Here is a 20,000-nt window from a genome sequence, read left to right on the forward strand (position 1 = left end):
GCCCTACCTGATCGCCTCCGCGCTAGACCCTGGAGTGCTCCGTGACAGACGCCCCGATTCGCCTGGTGCAGTGGACCACCGGAAACATCTCGCGTGAGGCGGTCCGGGGCATTCTCGAACGCCCCGGGCTGGAGCTGGTCGGCGTATTCGCCTACAGCGCTGACAAGGTGGGTAAGGACCTCGGCGAGCTGTGCGGGCTCGACCGCAGACTTGGTATCTCGGCTACCAATGACATCGGCGAGATCCTCGCGCTGAAGCCAGACTGCGTTGTCTATATGCCGTTGCATCCCGACATCGACCATCTGGAGACGCTGCTTCGTGCTGGCATCAATGTCGCGACGACTGCACACTTCATGACCGGCCGTGCGTATGGCGAGGAGAGTCGTGCGCGGATCGAGGCCGCCGCCGTCGAAGGTGGTGTCAGTATGTTCGGCAGTGGCGTGAACCCGGGCTACGTGCAGTATTTGGCGTCGATCGCGACCAACGTGTGCCGTACCGCCAACTACGTGAGCATTGTGGAGTCTTTCGACATCGGGCCCTGGGCCGGGGACGCGAACCAGGACGAGCTGGGCTGGGGGCGTCCGGCGGGTGACGCGAACCACGAAGCAGACATCGAGCACGCCACCATCCCGTTCGGCGACACCTGCGAGGCGCTGGCCGACCTGCTTGGCCTCGCCCTCGACGGCATTCGGTGCGATGTCGAGTTCGCCTACGCAGCAGAAGATCTCGATATCCCCGGACGTGATGTTCGCGCAGGTACCGTTGCCGGCATCTACGCGCGCTGGATCGGCTCGGTCAGTGGGTTGGACGTTGTCGAGACCGCCGTGAAGTGGACGATCACCCCCCACCTCACCCCGGCTTGGGACATCGCAATGGCCTACGAGATCGAGATCCGCGGCCACCCGAACGTCACCCTGCGAGCCGGAGTGCTGCCGGAATTCGGCTCGATGACCATGGACGAGATGGTCGGCATCGGCTCGGTCATCACGGCCATGCCGGTCGTCAACGCCATTCCGGCCGTCGTGGCTGCGCGGCCAGGCATCGTCGGTTACTCCGACCTTCCCGCCGTGGGAACCCAATTGGTGCCCGCGCCCCCGCCCGTGCCGGCGGCTGAGGTCCCCCCACCCTCGCATCCGCACTTCACACGTCAGTCAACCCTGCAGGAACTCGCCGCGTCACGAATCGGGCGGCTGCTCAACCGCGTCGTCGCCCGGCAGGCCAGGAAGACGGCCACCAATGACCGCGAGGTCGCGATGTTCGTCGGCATGGCCGCATACCAGAGTGTTGCGCAAATGGTCTCGATGAGCGACGGCAAGATGTCCTGGGCGGTCGCGGACTCGATCATCGACCTGGCGAACGGTCAACCCCATCGAATTGCCGTGCGGGCCATAGCCGCGGTCCGGAAACGATGGCAAGCACCCGGATAGATGATCCGGAGCTGTACCGCGCGCGTTGCGCGGGTTGGGCGCTTTGTTCTAGGGAGGCGGGTCGTCTTCTCGGGGTGCGAGGAGGCGTTCGGGGTGATGCAGGTTGTTGAGATGGGCTCGGCCAGTGGTGGGGTCGATCCATTCGAAGCGGCCGTCGGGGCGGCGTCGGGTGCTCCAGCCGGTGTCTTCGATCATCTGGTTTGCGGGGCCGCAGGCCAGTGTGAGGTCGTCGATGTTGGTCTGTCCGCCGTGTTTCCAGTCTTTGTGGCCGTGGTGGGCCTGGGTGTCGTAGAACGCGGCGTCGCAGCCGGGGCAGGTGCAGCCGCGTTCACGGCCGAACAGTGCGAGTTTCTGGGCTCCGGTGGCGCAGCGTTGGGCGCGGCCGAGGTGCAGGGCCATGGAGGTGTGGCCGTCGAAGACGGCGAGGTAGTGGTAAGCCCCGGCGGCGGCCATCGCGATCAGATCGCGCATGGGGAGCACGGACCCGCCGCCGGTGACGGCGTATCCGGCGCCGGCGTGGAGTTCTTGCAGGGTCGTGGTGATCACCACGGTGGTGGGTAGTCCGTTGAGTCGGCCCAGGGTCTGGGAGCGCAGCAGCAGGTCGAAGGCGGCTTCGACGGCGTCGTGAAGGTAGTGGGCCTTGCTGCGCCACTGGGCATCCAACAGCGGCGGGCGCGGGTCCTCGTGGTGCGGAGGAGACGGATTGTCCTCACTGGCAGGCTGTTCGAGTTCGGGGTGCGGTTCCGGCTCGGGTTCGTCAAACAGTGGCGGTTGCGCTTCTGTGGGCCCGGGTTCGGGTGCGGGGTGGCGGCCGCGTTCGGAGAATTTGGCAAGGATGGGTTCGATCATGGCGCGCAATTTCGGGGTGACCCACCCCGATAGGTAGCTCAGGCCGTCGGGTTGTTGAGAGCCCAGGTGCAGGCCGGCTTTGCGTGCGGCGGCGTCGGCAGGTTCCTCGCCGTCGGGGTGCAGCAGGGCCAGCAGGTGGATCGCCAGGACGGTCAACGAGTGCGGGTCCAGGTCGGCGGCGGCCGTGACCAGCGACTGCTCGGCGTGGGAGCGGGTGATCGGGTCGACGGTGGCGGGCAATGCGTTGAAGAACTTGCGGATCACCTCAAGATGTTCCTCGCCGAAAGCGCCGCGCGACAGCGCGGCGGCGGTGTGTTCCCACTCGGGCGCCATGTCTTGGCCCTGCAGTGTTCGCCGCGGTGCCAGTTGGGCGGCGCGGGTGAGGAGTTTGTGGGCGCGGCCCTTGCTCATCCGGGTGCGCAGTGTGAGCAGTTTCGTCCAGGAGGTCGCGCCCAACTCGGCGGGAGTGGCTTCGCGTTGCAGACGGGCCAGGATCGCGTACTGGAGCATCGGGACTCGTTGCGTGGTGGTCTCGACGTCGGCGAACGCGGTGAGCAGGTCCCGGTGTGAGCAGGCATCGACGTCGGCGGTCAGCAGCGCGTCCACACTCGCGGTGTAGGCGCTGACCGCAGCGGCCAGGTCCGATGTCATATATCGAACATACGTGCTACCACCGACAATTCCGGCTGCCGCGTGACTGGTGAAACCAAAGGGGCAGAATATGTTTCACGTCAACGCCACCGGTGTCGCGCTCCAAGGGCGCCCCCTATATAGTGGACATCATGTTCAGTAAATGCCGGGCCGTGTGATGACCGCGCCCGCCAAGGAGACCTCAGCCGACCGTGTCGGCTCAGGCGGCGCCCGGCAGTGGCTGGCCGTCGCGTCGGCGACGTTCGCGATCGCATGGGGCGGTAACGAATTCACTCCGCTACTGGTGATGTACCGCGCCCAAGGCGGCTTCTCCGCGGTCACCGTCGATCTACTGCTTTTCGCGTATGTCCTCGGAATCGTGCCCGGCCTGCTCGTGGGTGGCCCGCTGTCGGATCGCTTCGGGCGTCGCCCGCTGATGCTTCCTGCACCGGTACTCGCCGCGGTGGGTTCGCTGATCTTGGCGGGCGGTGCGGAATCCGCTGTGGTGCTCGGTGTGGGTCGGGTGTTCAGCGGACTGGCACTTGGTCTTGTGATGGCCGTCGGCGGCAGTTGGATCAAGGAACTATCAGGCGCTCCGGGGGAGCATGGAAACGCCGGCGCCCGGCGCGCCGCAATGAGTCTGACAGCGGGTTTCGGCCTCGGCGCCGGTGTTGCGGGCACGCTCGCCGAATGGGGACCCGCGCCCACAGTGCTGCCGTACGCGATCAACGCGGTGATGGCGCTGGCCGCAGCGGTTGTTCTTCTCGGTGTTCCCGAGTCGCGTGTCCGCAGCACCTCGGCCCGCCCGTGGTGGACCGACCTTGTTGTGCAGGGGGCCTCGCACCGACGTTTCCTGTTCGTGGTCGTGCCGCTCGCCCCGTGGGTCTTCGGTGCAGGCGCTTCGGCGTACGCAGTACTTCCTGCGTTGATGTCAGAACGTGCCGCCGCGGCACCCATCGCGTTCTCTGCTCTGCTGTGCGTCGTCGCTCTGGGTGTGGGATTCACGGCTCAGCACATTGGCCGCAACCTCGTCACGGCCGGCCGCGCCGGCGGTGTGGTCGCTGCGCTGGGCCTGGTCATCGTGGGTATGGGTCTTGCCGGGTGGGCTGCCACGGTACTGACGATGTGGGCGGCGCTCGTCGCGGCCGCCGTGCTCGGCGCTGGATATGGAATGGCTCTGCTTGCCGGTCTTCAGGAGATCCAGCGCATCGCGGGACCTGACGACCTGGCGGGCCTGACCGCGGTGTTCTACTGCTTAAGCTATCTCGGGTTTGCGGTCCCCGCGGCGCTCGCGTTCCTGTCGCGATCACTGAGCTATCCGGTGATGTTCGGGTTCGGGGCAGTCGCCGCCGCGGTATGTCTGGTCATCGCGTTGGCAGGATCCGAGCGGGCGCTGCAATAGGCTGGGAGAATGGCTTGCGGTCCTGACACGGCGCGTGGCGGCGCTCAACGGGGTCGACCGCGTAGCGAAGCTGCCCGCCACGCAGTCCTCACAGCCGCCGCGGAGTTGGCATTGGCCGGGGGGCCCGCGGCCGCGACGATCGAGGCCATCGCCAAGCGCGCGGAAGTGAGCCGCACGACGATCTACAAGTGGTGGCCGTCGGCGGCGGCAATCGTGTTGGAGGGTCTGCTCGATTCGGTGCGCGAATCCATCACGCGCCCGACAGGCAGCACGTCGGTCGGGGCGGTCGTCCATCACGTCAGTGCTCTATTCGGCATCCTCGCCGATCCGTCCGTCGGGCCGCTGCTGCGCAACGTCATTGCGGCGTCTGGATTCGATCCCGCGATCGAGCGGGCACTGCGTGACCAGTGGATCACCCCGCGTCGCGCAGCCGTCGCCGACACCCTGCGCGGTGCCGTCAGCAGCGGGGAGTTACCTGCCGACGTTGACATCGAGGTCGCCGTGGACGCTCTTGTGTCCCCGCCCTACTACCGGTTGATGTTCGGGATGCCGCCACTGGACGACGCCGCGGTTCATCGATTGGTGCAGACCGTCTGGCAGGGCTGTGGGTCCCGTGCGACGCCGGGCCCGCACTGATCCAGCGACGGCGTCGACTTAGGCCTGGCTGTACGCCAGTTCCTCGACGCGCTGTCCGTAGGCGCGTATGGCACCGAGTTCGTTCTGCTGGTAGGTGACTCCGACGCGCATCACAAGCCCAATGCGGTCGCGAGTGCCCGCAGATTGGGCAGTGGGTCGTCGGTTGGTGCGTCGACGGCAACCTGCACGACGACGTGGTCGGCGCCGGCGTCCAGATGTGCGGTGACCGAGGTGGCCGCGTCCTCGGCTGTTCCTATACCGACGAGGGCACGCGCCAGCCGATCGGACCCGCCGACCACCAGGTCGGTCTCGTCGAAACCCTGTCGCAGCCAGGAGTTCCGGTAGTTGTCCAGCCGCGAGTAAAGATCGAGGTGGTTATGGGCGCGCCGCAGCTGGTCTTCGGCGCTGCCACCGATGGCGATGGCTTGTTCTGTGACAATCCAACGGTCGGCACCGAGGATGGCGCGAGTGGTTCGGGTCTGTTCGGGCAGCACGAGATAGGGGTGTGCGCCGTCGGCGCGCTCACCGGAGAGTTCGATCATCTTGGGCCCCAACGCCGCCAGCAGTCGTGTCGGTCGCGCGCCGGGCTCGAGTTCAGCCGGCACCGAGTTCATGCCGTCCAGATACGCGCGCATCATCGCCAGCGGCTTGCGGTAGGCACCGCCGAGCGAGCCTTCGACGAGGGGGGCGTGGCTGACGCCGAGGCCGAGGACGAACCGTCCCGGGTATAGGGCGGTGAGGATCCGGGCGCCACTCTCTGCCATCATGGGCAACCGGACGTGGATGTTGGCGATGCCGGTCCCGACCACCAGGCGCTCGGTGGCACCGAGGAAGGCTGCGGATTCGACCAGGGCGTCCTTGCCGCCACCCTCGGGCATGAACAACGACCCGAATCCGAGTGCCTCGATCTCGCGGGCCATATTCTGCGCATCGCGGATCGGCCAGGGCTCGCTGTTCCAGAACACGCCGACCTTGGACGGAAAGTCAATGCTGCCAGGTTTATTCGTCATAGTCTGTACCTTCGCTTCGTGTATTGGACGCACACTCACATGAAGATCGCGCGCGTCAGTCGGACGGCGTAGTCCGAATCAGGGTTGGTCGTGCCGTCACCGACGCGTTCGGCGATGGCGGCAATGGAGATGTCGCGGCGCTTGGGCAGCCGATCCTTCTCGGCGGTGACCAGGGCGTCACCCATTTCTTCGCTGGTGAGATCCGTTCAGTAGCACGGGGCGCCGGGTTGCTGTCGCCAAGACTCCGACAGCGGGCCGGCGTCGAAGCCGTCGAATCCGGTCTGGTCGACCAACGTCATTCCCAGCGTGCGTGCGGCAGCGTCATCGGCGGCGACCGGGATGGCGATGCGACCGGGAGTTCCCGCGGGAACACCTTGATCAGCCAGGGATGCTGACCCGATGGCGTTCCACGCCTTGACGATCGGTCGTCCGATCTGCTCGGTCAACCACACGCTCTCGACTTCGCCGTTATCCAGGGCCTCGATGTGTCCGTCCCGCAGCGGGTAGTAGTTCGAGGTGTCGATGATCACCGCATCGGTCGGCGCTGCAGAAAGTACGGACGCAAAGGCCGGCATGCGACTCAGCGGTATCGACAAGATGACGACATCGACATCGCGCACCGCATCGGCCGCCTCGACCGCGCGGGCGCCGGTCGACAACGCCTCGGGGTCGATCGTCTGCGGACCACGGGAGTTCGCGATCTTGACATCGTGCTTTGCTGCACTCAGCTTCTGACTCAGCGTCTTGCCGATGTTGCCGGCGCCAACAATACCGATTTTCATTCTCGCTCCTCGATTTTGGTGTTCGTCAGTCGACAGCCGGGTGGGCCAGGTCTTCGAGCGTGCGTCGAAGGTCATCGACGCCGCGGGTGTCGAGTTGGCACGCTGACTTGATCTGGTCGGTGACACCGCGGACCTTCGATTCGAGCCGTCGACCCGCGGCGGTCAGGTCGACCAGTACCCGCCGCTCGTCGCTGCGATCACGCACGCGCGAGACCATCCCGGCGGCTTCCAGGCGCTTGACCAGCGGCGTGATCGTGCCCGTGTCCATATCCAAGCGGGCGCCCAACGCACCCACGGTCTGGGGTGCACCGTCGAGCAACGCCAGCATCACAAGGTACTGCGGGAAGGTCAGACCCAACGGCTCCAGGAACGGCTTGTGCAGCCGAATCATTCGGTTGGCCGCGCCGTAGAGCGCGAACGACAGTTGCTCGCCCAGCGTGTTGTTCGAGCCTGCCGGTGCGGCCGCAGAGTGTTTTCCAGCGCGCGATTCCATAGTGCACTAGATACTAGCACGGCAGGCGAATTACCTGTCGAGGCCAAAATGGGGGTAACGGGCAGCTCATCCCCGTGAGCTGCGGCGGCCGCTTAGCCCGGCGTCATAGTGGCGCGAGCGGTGTCACCTCGATGGCCGAGTCAGCGGGCGGTCGTGGCCCACGTCCTCGACAAATGACATCCACGCCGGCCGCTGAACTAGAGCCCCATGTCCTCGGGCCGGATCTGGTTGCCGGCCGATTCGACCGCGACCGCTGCGTCCTCGTCGGCAGCGACATAGGCCGTGGCGCCGCTGCGCAGGCCGGTGCTGCCGCCGATCATCCGGTCGATCATTGCGGTGCTGTCGGCCTGCCACTTCGCGACGGCTGCACCGAGTGCAGCTGCAGACCCGGCGGGTAGACCCTTCTGCGCGCCATCGAACCGAGCGTCGGCAGCTGCGTACCGCGCGCGGACGTTGTCCGCGTGCGCATCGACTGTCGCTGCGGATACCTGAAGGTCCTCGGCAACAACCCGTACCTCAGACATCTGGCCCCCTCGCCGTCCGTAAAACTGACCCCGCAGTCAGCCTACTGCGCGTCGATCACCGGGCAGCGCACCAATTTCGGCGTGTGAATGCGCTTCTCCGAGGTGCTGAACGGTTCCTGGTTCCCGACGCCACCGAGCGTGCCGATGCCATGACACTATTCGGCCGACGCACTGGCTAGGCGCCCAGCTGCGCGATCATCTGCGCGACATCCCAGAAGTCCCGATGGCTGGTCAGCTTGCCGTGGGGTGTGACGTGGCAGGCGGCAATCCCGGGAACACTGAATCTCTCACCATTGGAGGGGATTTCGGATCCGTCCGCCAACCGCAACTGGCCCTGGAACGACCCCGACCACAGCCATTCGAGATAGAGCACGCCGTGGCGAGCCGCGGGTGAGTGAAACTCGATGACGGAGTCGGGTGCGAACTTCAGCATCCAACGGTGAAAACGCAGGATGTTGTCGTGGCCCGTATAGGTGGTGCCCATGGCCATATCGGAGTAGGTGCCCGCCGGATCGAAGAAATCAAGCAGGCCCGTAGGGTCTTTCGTCCATGCGCTCCCGTAGGAGGACGCATAGGCGTCGAGATCGTCTGTCGGTCGAGGTGTGGTCATGGTGACGGGCCTTCGGTCGCTGAATATTATTTCTACTCTATATTAGAAATAAGCCGGACGGCAGAGATAGTCGATATCGGTGAAGCGGAGCCGAGCACACGCAGGAGAGTGACCCGGCGGAGTTGGAGCCGGCCCTGGCGGTCTACTGGTCAGCGGCCGGCCTGTCGCAAGGGCGGGCAGCCGGCGAGCACTTTATAGTCTAGATTCAAAATCCCTCGCCGGGCGCCACCCGTGCGACTCTCAAATAGGGCCGCTGCCAACTGGTCCAGTGCCGTGGCGAACAGCTATGTAGTCCCGAGGAGTCTGCATTGAGCATCTTTGACGCAGAGCAGGTTGCAGGTGGCCCATACTTCGATGATGTGGAGGTCGGCCACGTTTTCGACTGCGCGCCGACGATGACCCTCACGACCGGGGCGGCGGCGTTGCATCAAGCCATCCTGGGTGACCGTTTGAGGCTGGCGCTCGATGCCACACTGGCTGCCGCGGTCACGGGAAGCTCGGCACCACTGGCGCATCCGGCGTTGGTGTCCGACATTGTCATCGGACAGAGCACGTTGGCGACCCAGCGGGTCAAGGCCAATCTGTTCTATCGGGGGCTGGCTTTCCATCGTTTCGTCGAGGTGGGCGACACGCTCGGCACCCGCACCGAAGTCGTCGGCATGAAACAGAACGCCCTTCGTGACGGCCGCGCGCCGACCGGCCTGGTCGCATTGCGTGTGACAACGACCGACCAGCTAGGTCGCCTCGTGCTCGATTTTCACCGGTGCGCAATGCTCCCGCTGTCGCCGGGAACCACCGCGACGGACCATCGCGACGATCTGACGTCGATCGGTGCTGGTGCGACTGCGACCGATCCGACACGTGATTGGGACGCGGATGCTTTCCGCTCACGGGTACCCGGGCCCCACTTCGCGCCGGAGCTGCAGGGCCGCCGCTATCGAAGCACTGGTGATGTCGTGAGCAGTGCCCCCGAACTGGCCAGGTTGAGTCTCAATATTGCCGCGACGCATCACGACCATCGCAGCGGCTACGAACGATTGGTGTACGGGGGCCACACCATCGGTATCGCGTTTGCGCAGGCGACACGGCTGCTCCCGAACCTGGCTACCATCCTGAACTGGGCCTCCTGTGATCACACCGGCCCGGTCCGCGAGGGGGATACGCTCTACAGCGACGTGGAGGTTGAACAGGCGTCAACTCTGCCCGGTGGTCGTGGCGGCATCCTGCACGTGCGATCGCTGGTGTACGCCGTCGGCATCGGAGGCGAGGGCGACCGCCAAGTGCTGGATTGGCGCTTCGCTGCGCTGCTGTTCTGACTGGCCGACTCGTCCCGTGCCGAGTCGCTGTGGCGGCAGGGGATGCGGGAAGTAGCCCAACATTTAGCCCAGATTAGAAAGTCTGACGGCCGATCGCAGCGCACTTGGTGCCCGTCCGGTGGCGGCGTGGGCATCGCTGCGGCCAGACCCCGATCGCGGTGTTCTGTCGACGGCTGTCAACTCAATCGGCGTTTCCAAGTCTGACGTTCACGTCAATCGGGGACTGCCAGCGTAGATGCCGGGAGCGATGCCCGCGGACGAGGCGATTTGCGCCGAACAGGTTGAGTTTTTAGTTTAATGTTGATTAGATTCGTGAGCCGAGTCACTCGTCTGTGGGTGGTGTGACCGAACCGAAGCCGGAAAAAGGATGCACCAGTGAGTCGATCAGCGTGTACGCGAGTTCTCTCGGCGGGTCCTCCGGATGCTTCGTCAATGCACCCCGACCGGAAGTGGTGACGAACGTGGTTCTCACATCGCTGAGTGTGTCGAAGCCGCTGCGAGGTATCGGTGGCTTCTTCGGATTCTCGCTCGACACGGCGGTCGCCATATTCGCCCCGCCGTTCGCCTGGCGCGAGTTCGTGCTGCAGTCATGGTTCGTCGCAAGGGTTTCGCTCCTACCGACCCTCATGTTGTCGATTCCGTTCACGGTGCTCACCGTGTTCACCTTCAACGTGCTGCTCGCCGAGTTCGGTGCGGCTGATTTCTCAGGGACCGGCGCGGCTCTGGGAGCAGTCACTCAGATCGGGCCGATCGTTACCGTGCTGGTGGTCGCCGGTGCCGGCGCCACAGCGATGTGCGCCGACCTCGGCGCGCGAACCATCCGCGAAGAGCTCGATGCGCAGCGCGTCATGGGGATCAACCCGATCCAGGCCCTCGTGGTGCCCCGTGTGCTGGCTGCCACCCTCGTGGCGCTGCTTCTTGCGTCGCTGGTGATCCTGGTGGGATTGGCGGGCGGCTTCGTGTTCTCGGTGTTCTTCCAGAATGTGACACCAGGAGCGTTCGTCGCCGGTCTGACGCTCGTCACGGGCGTCGGCGACGTCGTCGTGTCGTTGATCAAGGCAACACTTTTCGGGATGACGGCGGGGCTGATTGCTTGCTACATGGGCACCACCGTCAGCGGTGGTCCCGCCGGTGTGGGTAACGCGGTCAACGAGACCGTGGTCTTCTCCTTCCTTGCGTTGTTCGTCATCAACATCTTCATGACCGCCGTGGGAATCAAGGTGAACCTTTGAGCGTCAAGACGTCGATCAATCAACAGTTTCCCCGGCTGTCGCGAAAGACCCGCGACTGGCATTCCGGCTGGACGCGGGTCGGCGAACAGACGCAGTTCTACGGGCGGACCCTGATGTCCGTGGCGGATGTCTTCGTCCACTACAAGACCGAACTCGTTCGGCTGGTCGCGCAGATGAGCTTGGGCACAGGCGCTCTCGCGGTCATCGGCGGAACTGTGGTGATTGTCGGGTTCCTGACCATCTCGACGGGCGCGCTCGTCGCCGTTCAGGGATACAACCAGTTCGCGCAGGTCGGTGTCGAAGCGCTGACGGGATTCGCATCCGCCTACTTCAATGTGCGTCTGATCGCACCGTTGACGGCCGCGATCGCCATGGCGGCGACGATCGGTGCCGGATCGACCGCCCAACTCGGCGCGATGCGCATCAACGAGGAGATCGATGCGCTGGAGGTCATGGGGGTGCGATCCATGGCCTACCTCGCGTCCACCCGTGTCCTGGCCGGCGTGATCGTCGTCATTCCGCTGTACTGCGTGGCCGTCATCATGTCCTTTCTGGCAGCGCGTTTCGGTACGACCGTGATCTACGGCCAGTCCACCGGTGTGTACGACCACTATTTCCGCACCTTCCTCATCCCGACGGATCTCATCTGGTCCTTCGTCCAGGCGGTGGTGACGGCGGTGGTGATCATGCTGGTTCACACCTATTACGGTTTCACCGCGGCCGGCGGCCCGGCAGGCGTCGGTGAAGCGGTGGGCCGCGCTACGCGAACCTCTCTGGTGGTGGCCGTCTTCGTCACGCTCCTGGTCACGCTGTCCATCTACGGGCAGTCCGGCAACTTCAACCTGGCGGGCTGAGCGATGGCACGCCGGGTAGCCGGGCAATCCCGAATCCACGCCGATTGGTGGACCGCGATTCTGATCGCGTTCGTGGTCGGCTCTATCGCCCTGACCGGGGCCCTCTTCACCGGGTCGTTCAACAGGTACATCCCGGTGACGCTGGCCTCCGATCGCGCCGGTCTGGTGATGGAGGTCGGTGCGAAGGTCAAGATGCGTGGCGTGCAGGTCGGCCATGTCGGTGGGATCGCCGGTGGGCGTGATCCGGTGAGCCTCCGGCTCGAACTCGATCCGGACAAGGTGCGCTATCTGCCCGCCAACGTTCAGGCGAGGATCGCTTCGACAACGGTCTTCGGTGCGAAATACGTGGACCTGATCTACCCCGAGGATCCTTCGCCGAAGGTATTGGCCGCAGGCGACGTTCTCGAGTCACAGAATGTCAGCACCGAGGTCAACACGGTGTTCCAGAACCTTGTCGGCGTCATCGAGAAGATCGATCCGGCCAAATTGAACTCGGTCTTCTCCGCCATCGCAGAAGGCGTGCGCGGCCAGGGCCCCCGCATCGGGGAGGCAACCAGTGCGGCCAATGAGGTGCTGCTGGCGCTGAACGCCAGGTCGGACGCCATCGGAGCGGACTGGCGTTCGTTCAAGGATTTCAATGATGCCTACGACGCAGCCGCCCCCGATATCATCCGGATTCTCGATGCGGCCAGTACCACGAGTGCCACCGTAGTCGGCAACGCTGCTGAGTTGGATACGTTGCTGCTCAACGTCATCGGCTTCTCGCAGAGCGGCACGCAGCTGCTGGGGCCGAACAAGGACAACCTCGTCCGCGCGATCAACACCCTGCAACCGACGACCGGCCTGTTGTACAAGTACAACCCGGAATACACCTGCCTCATCATGGGCGGCAAGAACGCGATCGACTTCGGGCAGGCGGAGTACACCGGTGGGGCCAACGGCAAATCGCTGATCGTCGATGCCGCACTGTTGCTCGGAGACGACCCCTACCGCTACCCGGGCAACCTGCCCAAGAACGGCGCCAGGGGCGGTCCGGGAGGCAAACCGGGCTGTGGATCGCTGCCCGACGTGGCCAAGAATTGGCCGGTGCGGACGTTGATCGCCGACACCGGCTGGGGCGCGGGCCTGGACAATCGCCCGAATCCAGGTATCGGATTCCCCGGTTGGGCCAATTTCTTCCCGGTGACCCGTGCGGTGCCAGAACCACCGAGCATCCGCTACCCCGGTGGCCCGGCACCCGGACCGATCCCATACCCCGGCGCCCCGCCCTACGGCGCGCCCCAGTACGGCCCGGATGGTGCGCCGCTGTATCCGGGGGTGCCGCCTGCCGCTCCCGCTGCTGTGGAGGCCCCGATTCCACCGGGAATCAACGGCCTTGCGCCGGATCTCGCGGCCGCACCGCCGGGGCCATGAGCAACACCGAATCCAGAATTTCTGAGAGGCCAACGATATGAGGGATAACCTGTCGGGCGCCGCCTGGCGGCTCACCGCATTCGTGATCGTCGCCGCCCTGGGAATGTTTGCGCTGCTCACCGTCTTCGCGCAGTTCAGATTCGACGGCGCTCAGACGTTTCGGGCCATCTTCACCAATGTCACCGGTCTGGAGAACGGGAACTTCGTCCGGATTGCCGGAGTCGAGGTCGGCAAGGTGAGCAAGATCGAGCTGAACCGGGACAGCACCGTCACCGTCGAGTTCAGCACGGAGGACTCGGTGATCCTCACCGAGGGCAGCCGGGCGGTGATCCGCTACGACAACGTCATCGGAGGCCGTTACCTCGCACTGGAAGAGGGCACGGGTTCGACCCAGCAGCTGAAATCCGGTGCGACCATTCCTGCCGACCGGACATCACCCGCGCTGGATCTCGATGCCCTGATCGGCGGCTTCCGGCCGCTCTTTCGTGCGCTGGACCCCGACCAGGTGAATGCGCTGAGCGGGCAACTGCTTTCCGCTCTCCAGGGTCAGGGGGCGACGGTCGGTTCGTTCCTCTCGCAGACCGCGGCGCTGACCAATACCTTGGCCGACCGCGACGAGCTGGTCGGGCAGGTCGTCACCAACCTCAACACCGTGCTGGGTTCCTTGAGCGATCAGAAGGACAAATTCGGAGCGGCGGTCGACTCGTTGTCGGAGATCGTGCACACGCTCGAGGCCAGGAAGGGCGATCTCAGTAATGCCGTCGCGTACACCAATGAGTCGGCTGCCAGCATTGCGGATCTGATGGCACGTGCCCGGCCCCCGCTGGCCAACACCGTCGAGGAGCTCGACCGCACGGCAGGCATTGTCGTTGCCGACCACGACTATGTGGACAACCTGCTCGCGACATTGCCGGAGTCCTACCGGATTCTGGGCAGGCAGGGACTCAACGGCGACTACTTCTCCTTCTACATCTGCGATCTGGTCTTGAAGCTGAACGGCAAAGGCGGCCAACCGGTCTACGTGAAGCTGGCCGGCCAGGATTCGGGTAGGTGCACACCGCGATGAAGGCATTTCAGGAACGCAACCCGGTGATCATCGGCGCCATCGGTGTCGTCGCGATTGGCGCCGTCGGTTTCGGCGTCCTCAACTACGACAAGCTGCCGCTGGTGTCATCGCAGAAGTCCTACTCGGCGTACTTCGCGGAGGCCGGCGGTCTGACATCCGGTGCGGCGGTGCAGGTATCCGGTTTCCAGATCGGCAAGGTCCAGAGCATCTCGCTGGACGGGCCGCGGGTTCTGGTGCGGTTCAACGTCGACAGCGATGTGTCTCTCGGTGATCGCACCGAGGCCGCGGTCAAGACCAAGAGCCTTCTCGGCACGAAGGTCCTCGACATCACTCCACGCGGTGACGGTCAGCAGGACGGGGTGATACCGCTGGAACGTACGACGTCGGCGTATCAGCTTCCCGATGCCATCGGCGACATCACGGCGCAGATCAGTGGCCTGAACACCGACCAGCTGTCGGACTCCCTGTCGACATTGGCCGACACCTTCCGGGACACCCCTGAGGATCTTCGTGTCGCGGTCGACGGTGTCGCGCGGTTCTCCGAGGCGCTGAACCGGCGCGATGACCAACTGCGTCAACTGCTGGCGAATGCGAACAAGGCCACGACCGTACTCGGCGAGCGCAGCGACAAGATCGTCCAGCTCATTCGGGACACCAACGCACTGTTGGTCGCCCTGCAGGCGCAGAGCGCCGCGCTCGATCAGATCTCCGACAACATCACCGCGCTCGCAACGCAGATCAAAGGGTTCATCGCCGACAATCGCGGCACCCTGAAACCCGCGTTGGACAAGCTCAACGGCGCACTGACGATCGTGGACAACCGTAAGGCGGAGGTTCAGCAGTCGATCAAGGGTTTCACCAGCTATGTCTTCTCGCTCGGCGAATCGGTGTCGTCGGGGCCGTTCTTCAAGGCCTACCTATCAAACCTGCTGCCAGGGCAGTACATTCAGCCGTTCGTAGATGCCGCGTTCTCCGATCTCGGGCTGGACCCCAATGTGCTGGCGCCCTCGGAGCGGACCGACCCGCAGACCGGTCAACCCGGTACCCCGGCGCTCCCCGTGCCGTTCCCGAGGACCGGACAGGGCGGCGAGCCCAGACTCACGATCCCGGACGCCATCACCGGCAACCCGGGGGACCAGCAGTGTGGGCCGCCGGGTCTGGCGTTGCCGGGGCCCGGTTGCTATCCGTATCGAGACCCGGGGCCGCAGCCGGCCCCCGGTGGTCCGCCGCCGGGTCCGCCCGCGGCCGCGGCGCCCGGCCAGCAGTCGACTCCGGAGCCCACCCCCGGGCCCGTGTACCAGCCGGCACCCGGCGAGATCGGGCCCGACGGTAATCCCGTCGCCTCAGGAGGCACGCAACCGTGACCACACCACGCATCCGAATCGGGCTGGTGCTCGTCCTGGTGGTGATCGTGGTGGCGGGATTCGCCGCCGCCATCACTGTCACCACGGATATCTCGCGCACCAGGTTCACCGCGTACTTCGACAACACCAACGGACTGTTCGTCGGCGATGAGATCCGCATCCTGGGCGTGCCGGTGGGCGAGATCGACCGCATAGACGTCGAGCCGCAGCAGGTACGGGTCAGCTTCTGGATCGACGATGCGAACACGGTTCCCGCCGATGCGAAGGCAGTGATCTTGGCGCCGTCTCTGGTGACGGCGCGCGCCATCCAGCTCACGCCGGCCTACACGGGTGGCCCGGTGCTGAGGACAACGCGGCCATCCCGCGGGAGCGCACGGCCGTGCCGGTGGAGTGGGACGACGTCCGGGTCCAGTTGCAGCGGTTCACCGAGATGCTGCAGCCGACCGAGCCCGGCGGCGTGAGCACTCTCGGATCAGTGGTCAACACCGCGGCGGACAACCTGCGCGGACGGGGTGCCAGCATCCGCGACACGTTGATCAAGTTGTCGCAGGCGACCTCCGCGCTGGGCGACCACAGCTCCGATCTGTTCAGCACGCTGCGGAATCTGTCGCTGCTCGTGACGGCGCTGCAGGGCAGCTCGGATCTGATGGCACAGCTCAACCGCAACCTGGCTTCGGTCACCTGGGCGCTGACCGACGATCCCGACGAGATCGGCGCTGCCGTGCGAAGTGTCGGCGATGTCTCCCGCGACGTCGCGAGCTTTGTCGCCGACAACCGGGAATCCCTCGGTACCACCACCGACAAACTGGGTTCGGTGTCGCAGGCATTGACCGACAGCCTCGATGATGTCAAACAGCTGCTGCACATCTCGCCCACGGTGCTGCAGAACTTCATCAACATCTATCAGCCTGCCCAGGGCACGCTGAGCGGCGCGCTGTCGACCAACAACTTCAGCGACCCGATCAGCTTCTTGTGCGGTGCCATCCAGGCCGCCTCACGGCTGGGAGCCGAGCAGTCCGCCAAACTCTGCGTGCAGTACCTCGCGCCGATCGTGAAGAACCGCCAGATGAACTTCTTCCCGCTGGGGATGAACCCCATCGTCGGTGCCGTGGCGCGCCCCAACGAAGTGACCTACAGCGAAGACTGGATGCGGCCGAATTACGTTCCGCCGCAACCGCCTACCGCTGCACCCGCACCGCCTCCGCTGCCGGCCGAAGCGCAGACGGATCCGTCGGCAGGGCTGACCGGCATGATGGTGCCCGCCGGAGGGGGATCATGACCGGGCACCGGCGCCACGTCGCGACCTTGGCCGTGGCGGTGACCGCACTGATCTTCGTGCTCAGCGGCTGCAGTGGGTGGCGCGGCCTGAACTCGCTGCCAATGCCCGGCACCGAGGGCAAAGGTCCGGGCGCGTTCACCGTTCAGGCGCAGTTGCCCGACGTGAACAACGTCCAGCAGAACTCCCGGGTGCGGGTCGGCGATGTCAACGTCGGAACGGTCACCAAGATCGAACGGCAAGGCTGGCACGCCGTGCTGACGATGAGACTCAACGGCGATGTCAACCTGCCGGCGAACGCGACGGCGACCATCGGTCAGACCAGCCTGCTCGGCTCACTGCACATCGAACTCGCCCCGCCGACCGCCGAAGCGCCCCAGGGGCGACTCGAAGAGGGATCGCTCATCGGTTTGGCATCGGGAGGTGCCTACCCGTCGACCGAGCAGGCCCTGGCCGCGGTGTCCCTGTTGCTCAACGGTGGTGGCATCGGACAGATCCAGGACATCACCACGGCACTGAGTTCGGCCTTCGCGGGACGCGAAAGCGATCTGCGGAGTTTGATCACTCAGCTGGACACCTTCATCGGCAACACCAACCGGCAGACCGACGAGATCATCGCGGCGACCGACAGCCTCAACAATCTGGTATCCGATTTCGCGGACCAGCGGCCGGTGGTGGACAAGGCGTTGACCACGATTCCCGACGCGTTGCAAGTGCTGAAGGACGAGCGTGACACGCTGGCCGACGCGCTCGATCAACTCGGCAAGTTCAGCGCGCTCGCGGCCGACTCGAGCAACCTCACCAAGGAAGCTCTTATCCAGGAGCTGAAGGACATCGGGCCGGTGCTCAAATCGCTCGCCGACTCCGGTCCGGCGTTGACCCGATCGTTGAGTTTCTTCTCGGTCTATCCCTTTGCGCACGAGACATTGAGTAAATGGTTCCGCGGTGACTACGCGAACTTGACCGCCGTCATCGACCTGACCCTGAGCCGGATCGACTCGTCCTTCTTCACCGGCACCCGGTTCGAAGGGGAGCTCACCGAGCTCGAGATGCAGTGGGGGAGAACGATCGGTCAGCTTCCGAGCCCATACACCGCGGTCAACCCGTTGGTCATCCCGTACCACCTGAACCAGGGGCCGTAAATGGTACTCAGCAGACGAATCCTCATCCAGCTGGCCTTCTTCTCCGTGCTCACCCTCGCCGGCGGCGCGATCATGATCTTCAACTACATGGGGTTGCCCAATCTGTTGTTCGGCGTCGGGCACTACAAGGTGACCGTGGAGTTGCCCGCCGCCGCAGGCCTCTACAAGAACGCCAATGTCACCTATCGCGGGACCGAGGTCGGCCGGGTCGATGAGGTGAACCTCGACAGCACCGGCGTTGTCGCGGTGCTGTCGCTCAAGTCCGGCATCGACATCCCCGAGGACCTGACCGCCGAAGTGCACAGCGCGTCGTCGATCGGTGAGCAGTACGTCGCCTTGCTCCCGAACGGCGGCGGCCGCCCGCTCAAGGACGGCGACGTCATTCCCAGGAATCAGACGACCGTCCCGCCCGACATCAGCATGCTGCTGGACGCCGCGAACCGGGGTCTGGAAGTCATCCCGCGGGACAACCTGCAGACCGCGGTCAGCGAGGCCGCCACCGCTGTGGGTGGCCTCGGCCCTGACTTGGCGCGCCTGGTGAAGGGCTCGACCACGCTGGCGATCGACGCCCGTGCGAATCTGGATGCACTGACGAATCTGATCGACCATTCCGCACCGATCCTCGACTCGCAGTCGGCGACCGCCGGCTCGATCGAGGCATGGGCGTCGAATGTGGCAACGGCGACCGAGCAGCTCAAGAACGAGGACACGTCGGTCCGAGCCATCCTCACCGACGGATCGCAGGCGGCCGGTGAAGTAGCGCAACTGTTCGACCGGCTCCAGCCGACTTTGCCGGTGGTGCTGGCGAATCTGGTGACGCTCGGCGATGTCGCGGTGACCTACCAGCCCCATATCGAGCAGCTGCTGGTGCTGGCCCCCTCCGCCGTGGAGGTGGTGCAGGGCGCCGGGGTGACCAACCGCAACACAAAGCAGGACTACAAGGGCGCATTCCTGAGCTTCAACTTGAACATCAACCTGCCCCCACCGTGCCTGACCGGCTATCTTCCGCCGCAGCAGGCCCGGCCGACGAGCCTGACCGACTACCCGGATCGCCCCGAGGGTGATTTCTATTGCCGGGTCCCGCAAGATTCGATGTTCAACGTGCGCGGAGCCCGCAACCTGCCGTGTGCGACCCGACCCGGCAAGCGCGCGCCGACGGTGAAAATGTGTGAGAGCGACGAGAACTACGTACCGCTCAACGACGGCTACAACTGGAAGGGCGACCCGAACGCCACGCTGTCGGGGCAGCCCGTACCCGCGCCGCGGACGGCAACCGTCCCGCCCGCCCCGGCCCCGCCGCCCGGGCCGCCGATCGCCGTTGCCGAGTACGACCCCGCGACAGGGACCTACATCGGGCCGGACGGACACGTCTACACCCAAGCGAATCTGGCCAACAACGCCCAGGAGCAGACATGGCAGACGATGATCATGCCGCCGACACCGAAATAGCCGTTGCCGCACAACAGAAATCCGATTCCGGCGTTGGCCGGAGTCCGCGCAGCATCGCGCTGATCGCGGGACTGATGGCGACAGTGGCGGTCGCATCCCTGTGCGGCTGGCTGGGCACCCGGGCCTATCACTCTGCGCAGATCAACGATGACAACGCGGTCTTCGTGCAGGTGGCCAGGCAGGGCGCGATCAACCTGACATCGGTCGATCACGCCGAGGTCGAACACGACGTCGAACGCATTCTCGACTCTGCGACGGGGACGTTCTACGACGACTTCAGCTCTCGTGCACAACCATTCATCGAGGTGGTCAAGAAAGCGCAGTCCACGTCGGAGGGCACGGTGCTCGATGCCGGCCTGGAATCCGTGTCGGACAACGAAGCGCAGGTTCTGGTTGCCGTCCGTGTCACGACGGCCATGGCCGACGGCACCGAGCAACAGCCGAAGTCTTGGCGGATGCGGATCTCCGTGCAACGGATGGGCGAGGACGTCAAGGTATCCAATGTCGCCTTCGTGCCCTGACCGG

At 65.1% G+C, this 20,000-nt stretch carries 19 protein-coding genes and 1 pseudogene; 13 read left to right on the forward strand and 7 right to left on the reverse strand.

Annotation, left to right across the window (positions count from 1 at the left end; translation table 11 throughout):
- The first annotated feature begins 41 nt into the window (after positions 1-41).
- Positions 42-1,427 (forward strand): dihydrodipicolinate reductase, encoded by a 1,386-nt coding sequence (locus C6A86_RS07515; RefSeq protein ID WP_233213009.1) that lies wholly within the window; start codon positions 42-44, stop codon positions 1,425-1,427.
- A 48-nt stretch (positions 1,428-1,475) separates the two neighbouring features.
- On the opposite strand, the gene C6A86_RS07520 is transcribed toward C6A86_RS07515, so the two are convergent.
- Positions 1,476-2,927 (reverse strand): HNH endonuclease signature motif containing protein, encoded by a 1,452-nt coding sequence (locus tag C6A86_RS07520; protein WP_105363454.1) that lies wholly within the window; start codon positions 2,925-2,927, stop codon positions 1,476-1,478.
- A 157-nt stretch (positions 2,928-3,084) separates the two neighbouring features.
- Here C6A86_RS07520 and C6A86_RS07525 point away from each other — a divergent pair, with 157 nt between their 5' ends.
- Positions 3,085-4,308 carry an MFS transporter gene (locus C6A86_RS07525; RefSeq protein ID WP_105363455.1) on the forward strand — a complete coding sequence of 408 codons (1,224 nt, stop codon included), beginning with the start codon at positions 3,085-3,087 and terminating at the stop codon, positions 4,306-4,308.
- A gap of 111 nt (positions 4,309-4,419) precedes the next feature.
- Entirely contained in the window at positions 4,420-4,944 is a 525-nt protein-coding gene (locus tag C6A86_RS07530; protein WP_233213010.1) for a TetR/AcrR family transcriptional regulator, read from the forward strand.
- Between the two features lie 110 nt (positions 4,945-5,054).
- Here C6A86_RS07530 and C6A86_RS07535 read toward each other — a convergent pair whose 3' ends face one another.
- From C6A86_RS07535 to C6A86_RS07560, 6 genes are all read right to left on the reverse strand, one after another.
- Positions 5,055-5,954: a TIGR03620 family F420-dependent LLM class oxidoreductase gene (locus C6A86_RS07535; protein ID WP_105363457.1), complete on the reverse strand. Its 900-nt coding sequence runs from the start codon at positions 5,952-5,954 to the stop codon at positions 5,055-5,057.
- Between the two features lie 35 nt (positions 5,955-5,989).
- Complete coding sequence (locus C6A86_RS07540) at positions 5,990-6,139, reverse strand: hypothetical protein (RefSeq protein ID WP_199196198.1); 150 nt, start codon at positions 6,137-6,139, stop codon at positions 5,990-5,992.
- Positions 6,140-6,160: 21 nt separating this feature from the next.
- Entirely contained in the window at positions 6,161-6,811 is a 651-nt protein-coding gene (locus tag C6A86_RS07545; RefSeq protein WP_233213011.1) for an NADPH-dependent F420 reductase, read from the reverse strand.
- Positions 6,762-7,229, reverse strand: coding sequence for a MarR family winged helix-turn-helix transcriptional regulator (locus C6A86_RS07550; RefSeq protein ID WP_199196200.1), 468 nt, complete (start codon positions 7,227-7,229; stop codon positions 6,762-6,764). Before C6A86_RS07550 ends, C6A86_RS07545 begins: the two co-directional genes overlap by 50 nt.
- Positions 7,230-7,426: 197 nt before the next feature.
- A complete protein-coding gene (locus C6A86_RS07555; RefSeq protein WP_142406985.1) occupies positions 7,427-7,753 on the reverse strand; it encodes a hypothetical protein in 327 nt (108 codons plus the stop codon).
- Positions 7,754-7,928: 175 nt separating this feature from the next.
- On the reverse strand, positions 7,929-8,363 hold the full coding sequence (locus tag C6A86_RS07560; protein WP_105363458.1) for a nuclear transport factor 2 family protein: 435 nt from the start codon (positions 8,361-8,363) through the stop codon (positions 7,929-7,931).
- 395 nt (positions 8,364-8,758) lie between these two features.
- On the opposite strand from C6A86_RS07560, the gene C6A86_RS07565 reads away from it, so the two are divergent.
- The 10 genes and pseudogenes from C6A86_RS07565 (at position 8,759) to C6A86_RS07610 (ending at position 19,996) form a co-directional block, all read left to right on the forward strand.
- Positions 8,759-9,679: an acyl dehydratase gene (locus tag C6A86_RS07565; protein WP_396835275.1), complete on the forward strand. Its 921-nt coding sequence runs from the start codon at positions 8,759-8,761 to the stop codon at positions 9,677-9,679.
- Positions 9,680-10,140: 461 nt separating this feature from the next.
- Positions 10,141-10,911: an ABC transporter permease gene (locus C6A86_RS07570; protein WP_199196201.1), complete on the forward strand. Its 771-nt coding sequence runs from the start codon at positions 10,141-10,143 to the stop codon at positions 10,909-10,911.
- Entirely contained in the window at positions 10,908-11,765 is an 858-nt protein-coding gene (locus C6A86_RS07575; protein WP_233213012.1) for an ABC transporter permease, read from the forward strand. Before C6A86_RS07570 ends, C6A86_RS07575 begins: the two co-directional genes overlap by 4 nt.
- A gap of 3 nt (positions 11,766-11,768) precedes the next feature.
- A complete protein-coding gene (locus tag C6A86_RS07580; RefSeq protein WP_105363460.1) occupies positions 11,769-13,178 on the forward strand; it encodes an MCE family protein in 1,410 nt (469 codons plus the stop codon).
- 37 nt (positions 13,179-13,215) lie between these two features.
- On the forward strand, positions 13,216-14,244 hold the full coding sequence (locus C6A86_RS07585) for an MCE family protein (RefSeq protein WP_105363461.1): 1,029 nt from the start codon (positions 13,216-13,218) through the stop codon (positions 14,242-14,244).
- The gene (locus tag C6A86_RS07590) at positions 14,241-15,608 is read left to right on the forward strand and encodes an MCE family protein (protein ID WP_105363470.1); all 1,368 of its coding nucleotides are present in this window, start codon (positions 14,241-14,243) and stop codon (positions 15,606-15,608) included. Before C6A86_RS07585 ends, C6A86_RS07590 begins: the two co-directional genes overlap by 4 nt.
- Positions 15,605-16,887, forward strand: a pseudogene (locus C6A86_RS07595) (MCE family protein). Before C6A86_RS07590 ends, C6A86_RS07595 begins: the two are co-directional and overlap by 4 nt.
- Positions 16,884-18,026: an MCE family protein gene (locus C6A86_RS07600; protein WP_105363463.1), complete on the forward strand. Its 1,143-nt coding sequence runs from the start codon at positions 16,884-16,886 to the stop codon at positions 18,024-18,026. Before C6A86_RS07595 ends, C6A86_RS07600 begins: the two are co-directional and overlap by 4 nt.
- Positions 18,027-19,475, forward strand: a complete 1,449-nt coding sequence (locus tag C6A86_RS07605) for an MlaD family protein (protein WP_311101070.1) — start codon at positions 18,027-18,029, stop codon at positions 19,473-19,475.
- Complete coding sequence (locus C6A86_RS07610) at positions 19,439-19,996, forward strand: Mce protein (RefSeq protein WP_142406858.1); 558 nt, start codon at positions 19,439-19,441, stop codon at positions 19,994-19,996. Before C6A86_RS07605 ends, C6A86_RS07610 begins: the two co-directional genes overlap by 37 nt.
- The last annotated feature ends 4 nt before the right edge of the window (positions 19,997-20,000 follow it).

The sequence above is a fragment of the Mycobacterium sp. ITM-2016-00316 genome (assembly GCF_002968335.2).
GTDB lineage: Bacteria > Actinomycetota > Actinomycetes > Mycobacteriales > Mycobacteriaceae > Mycobacterium.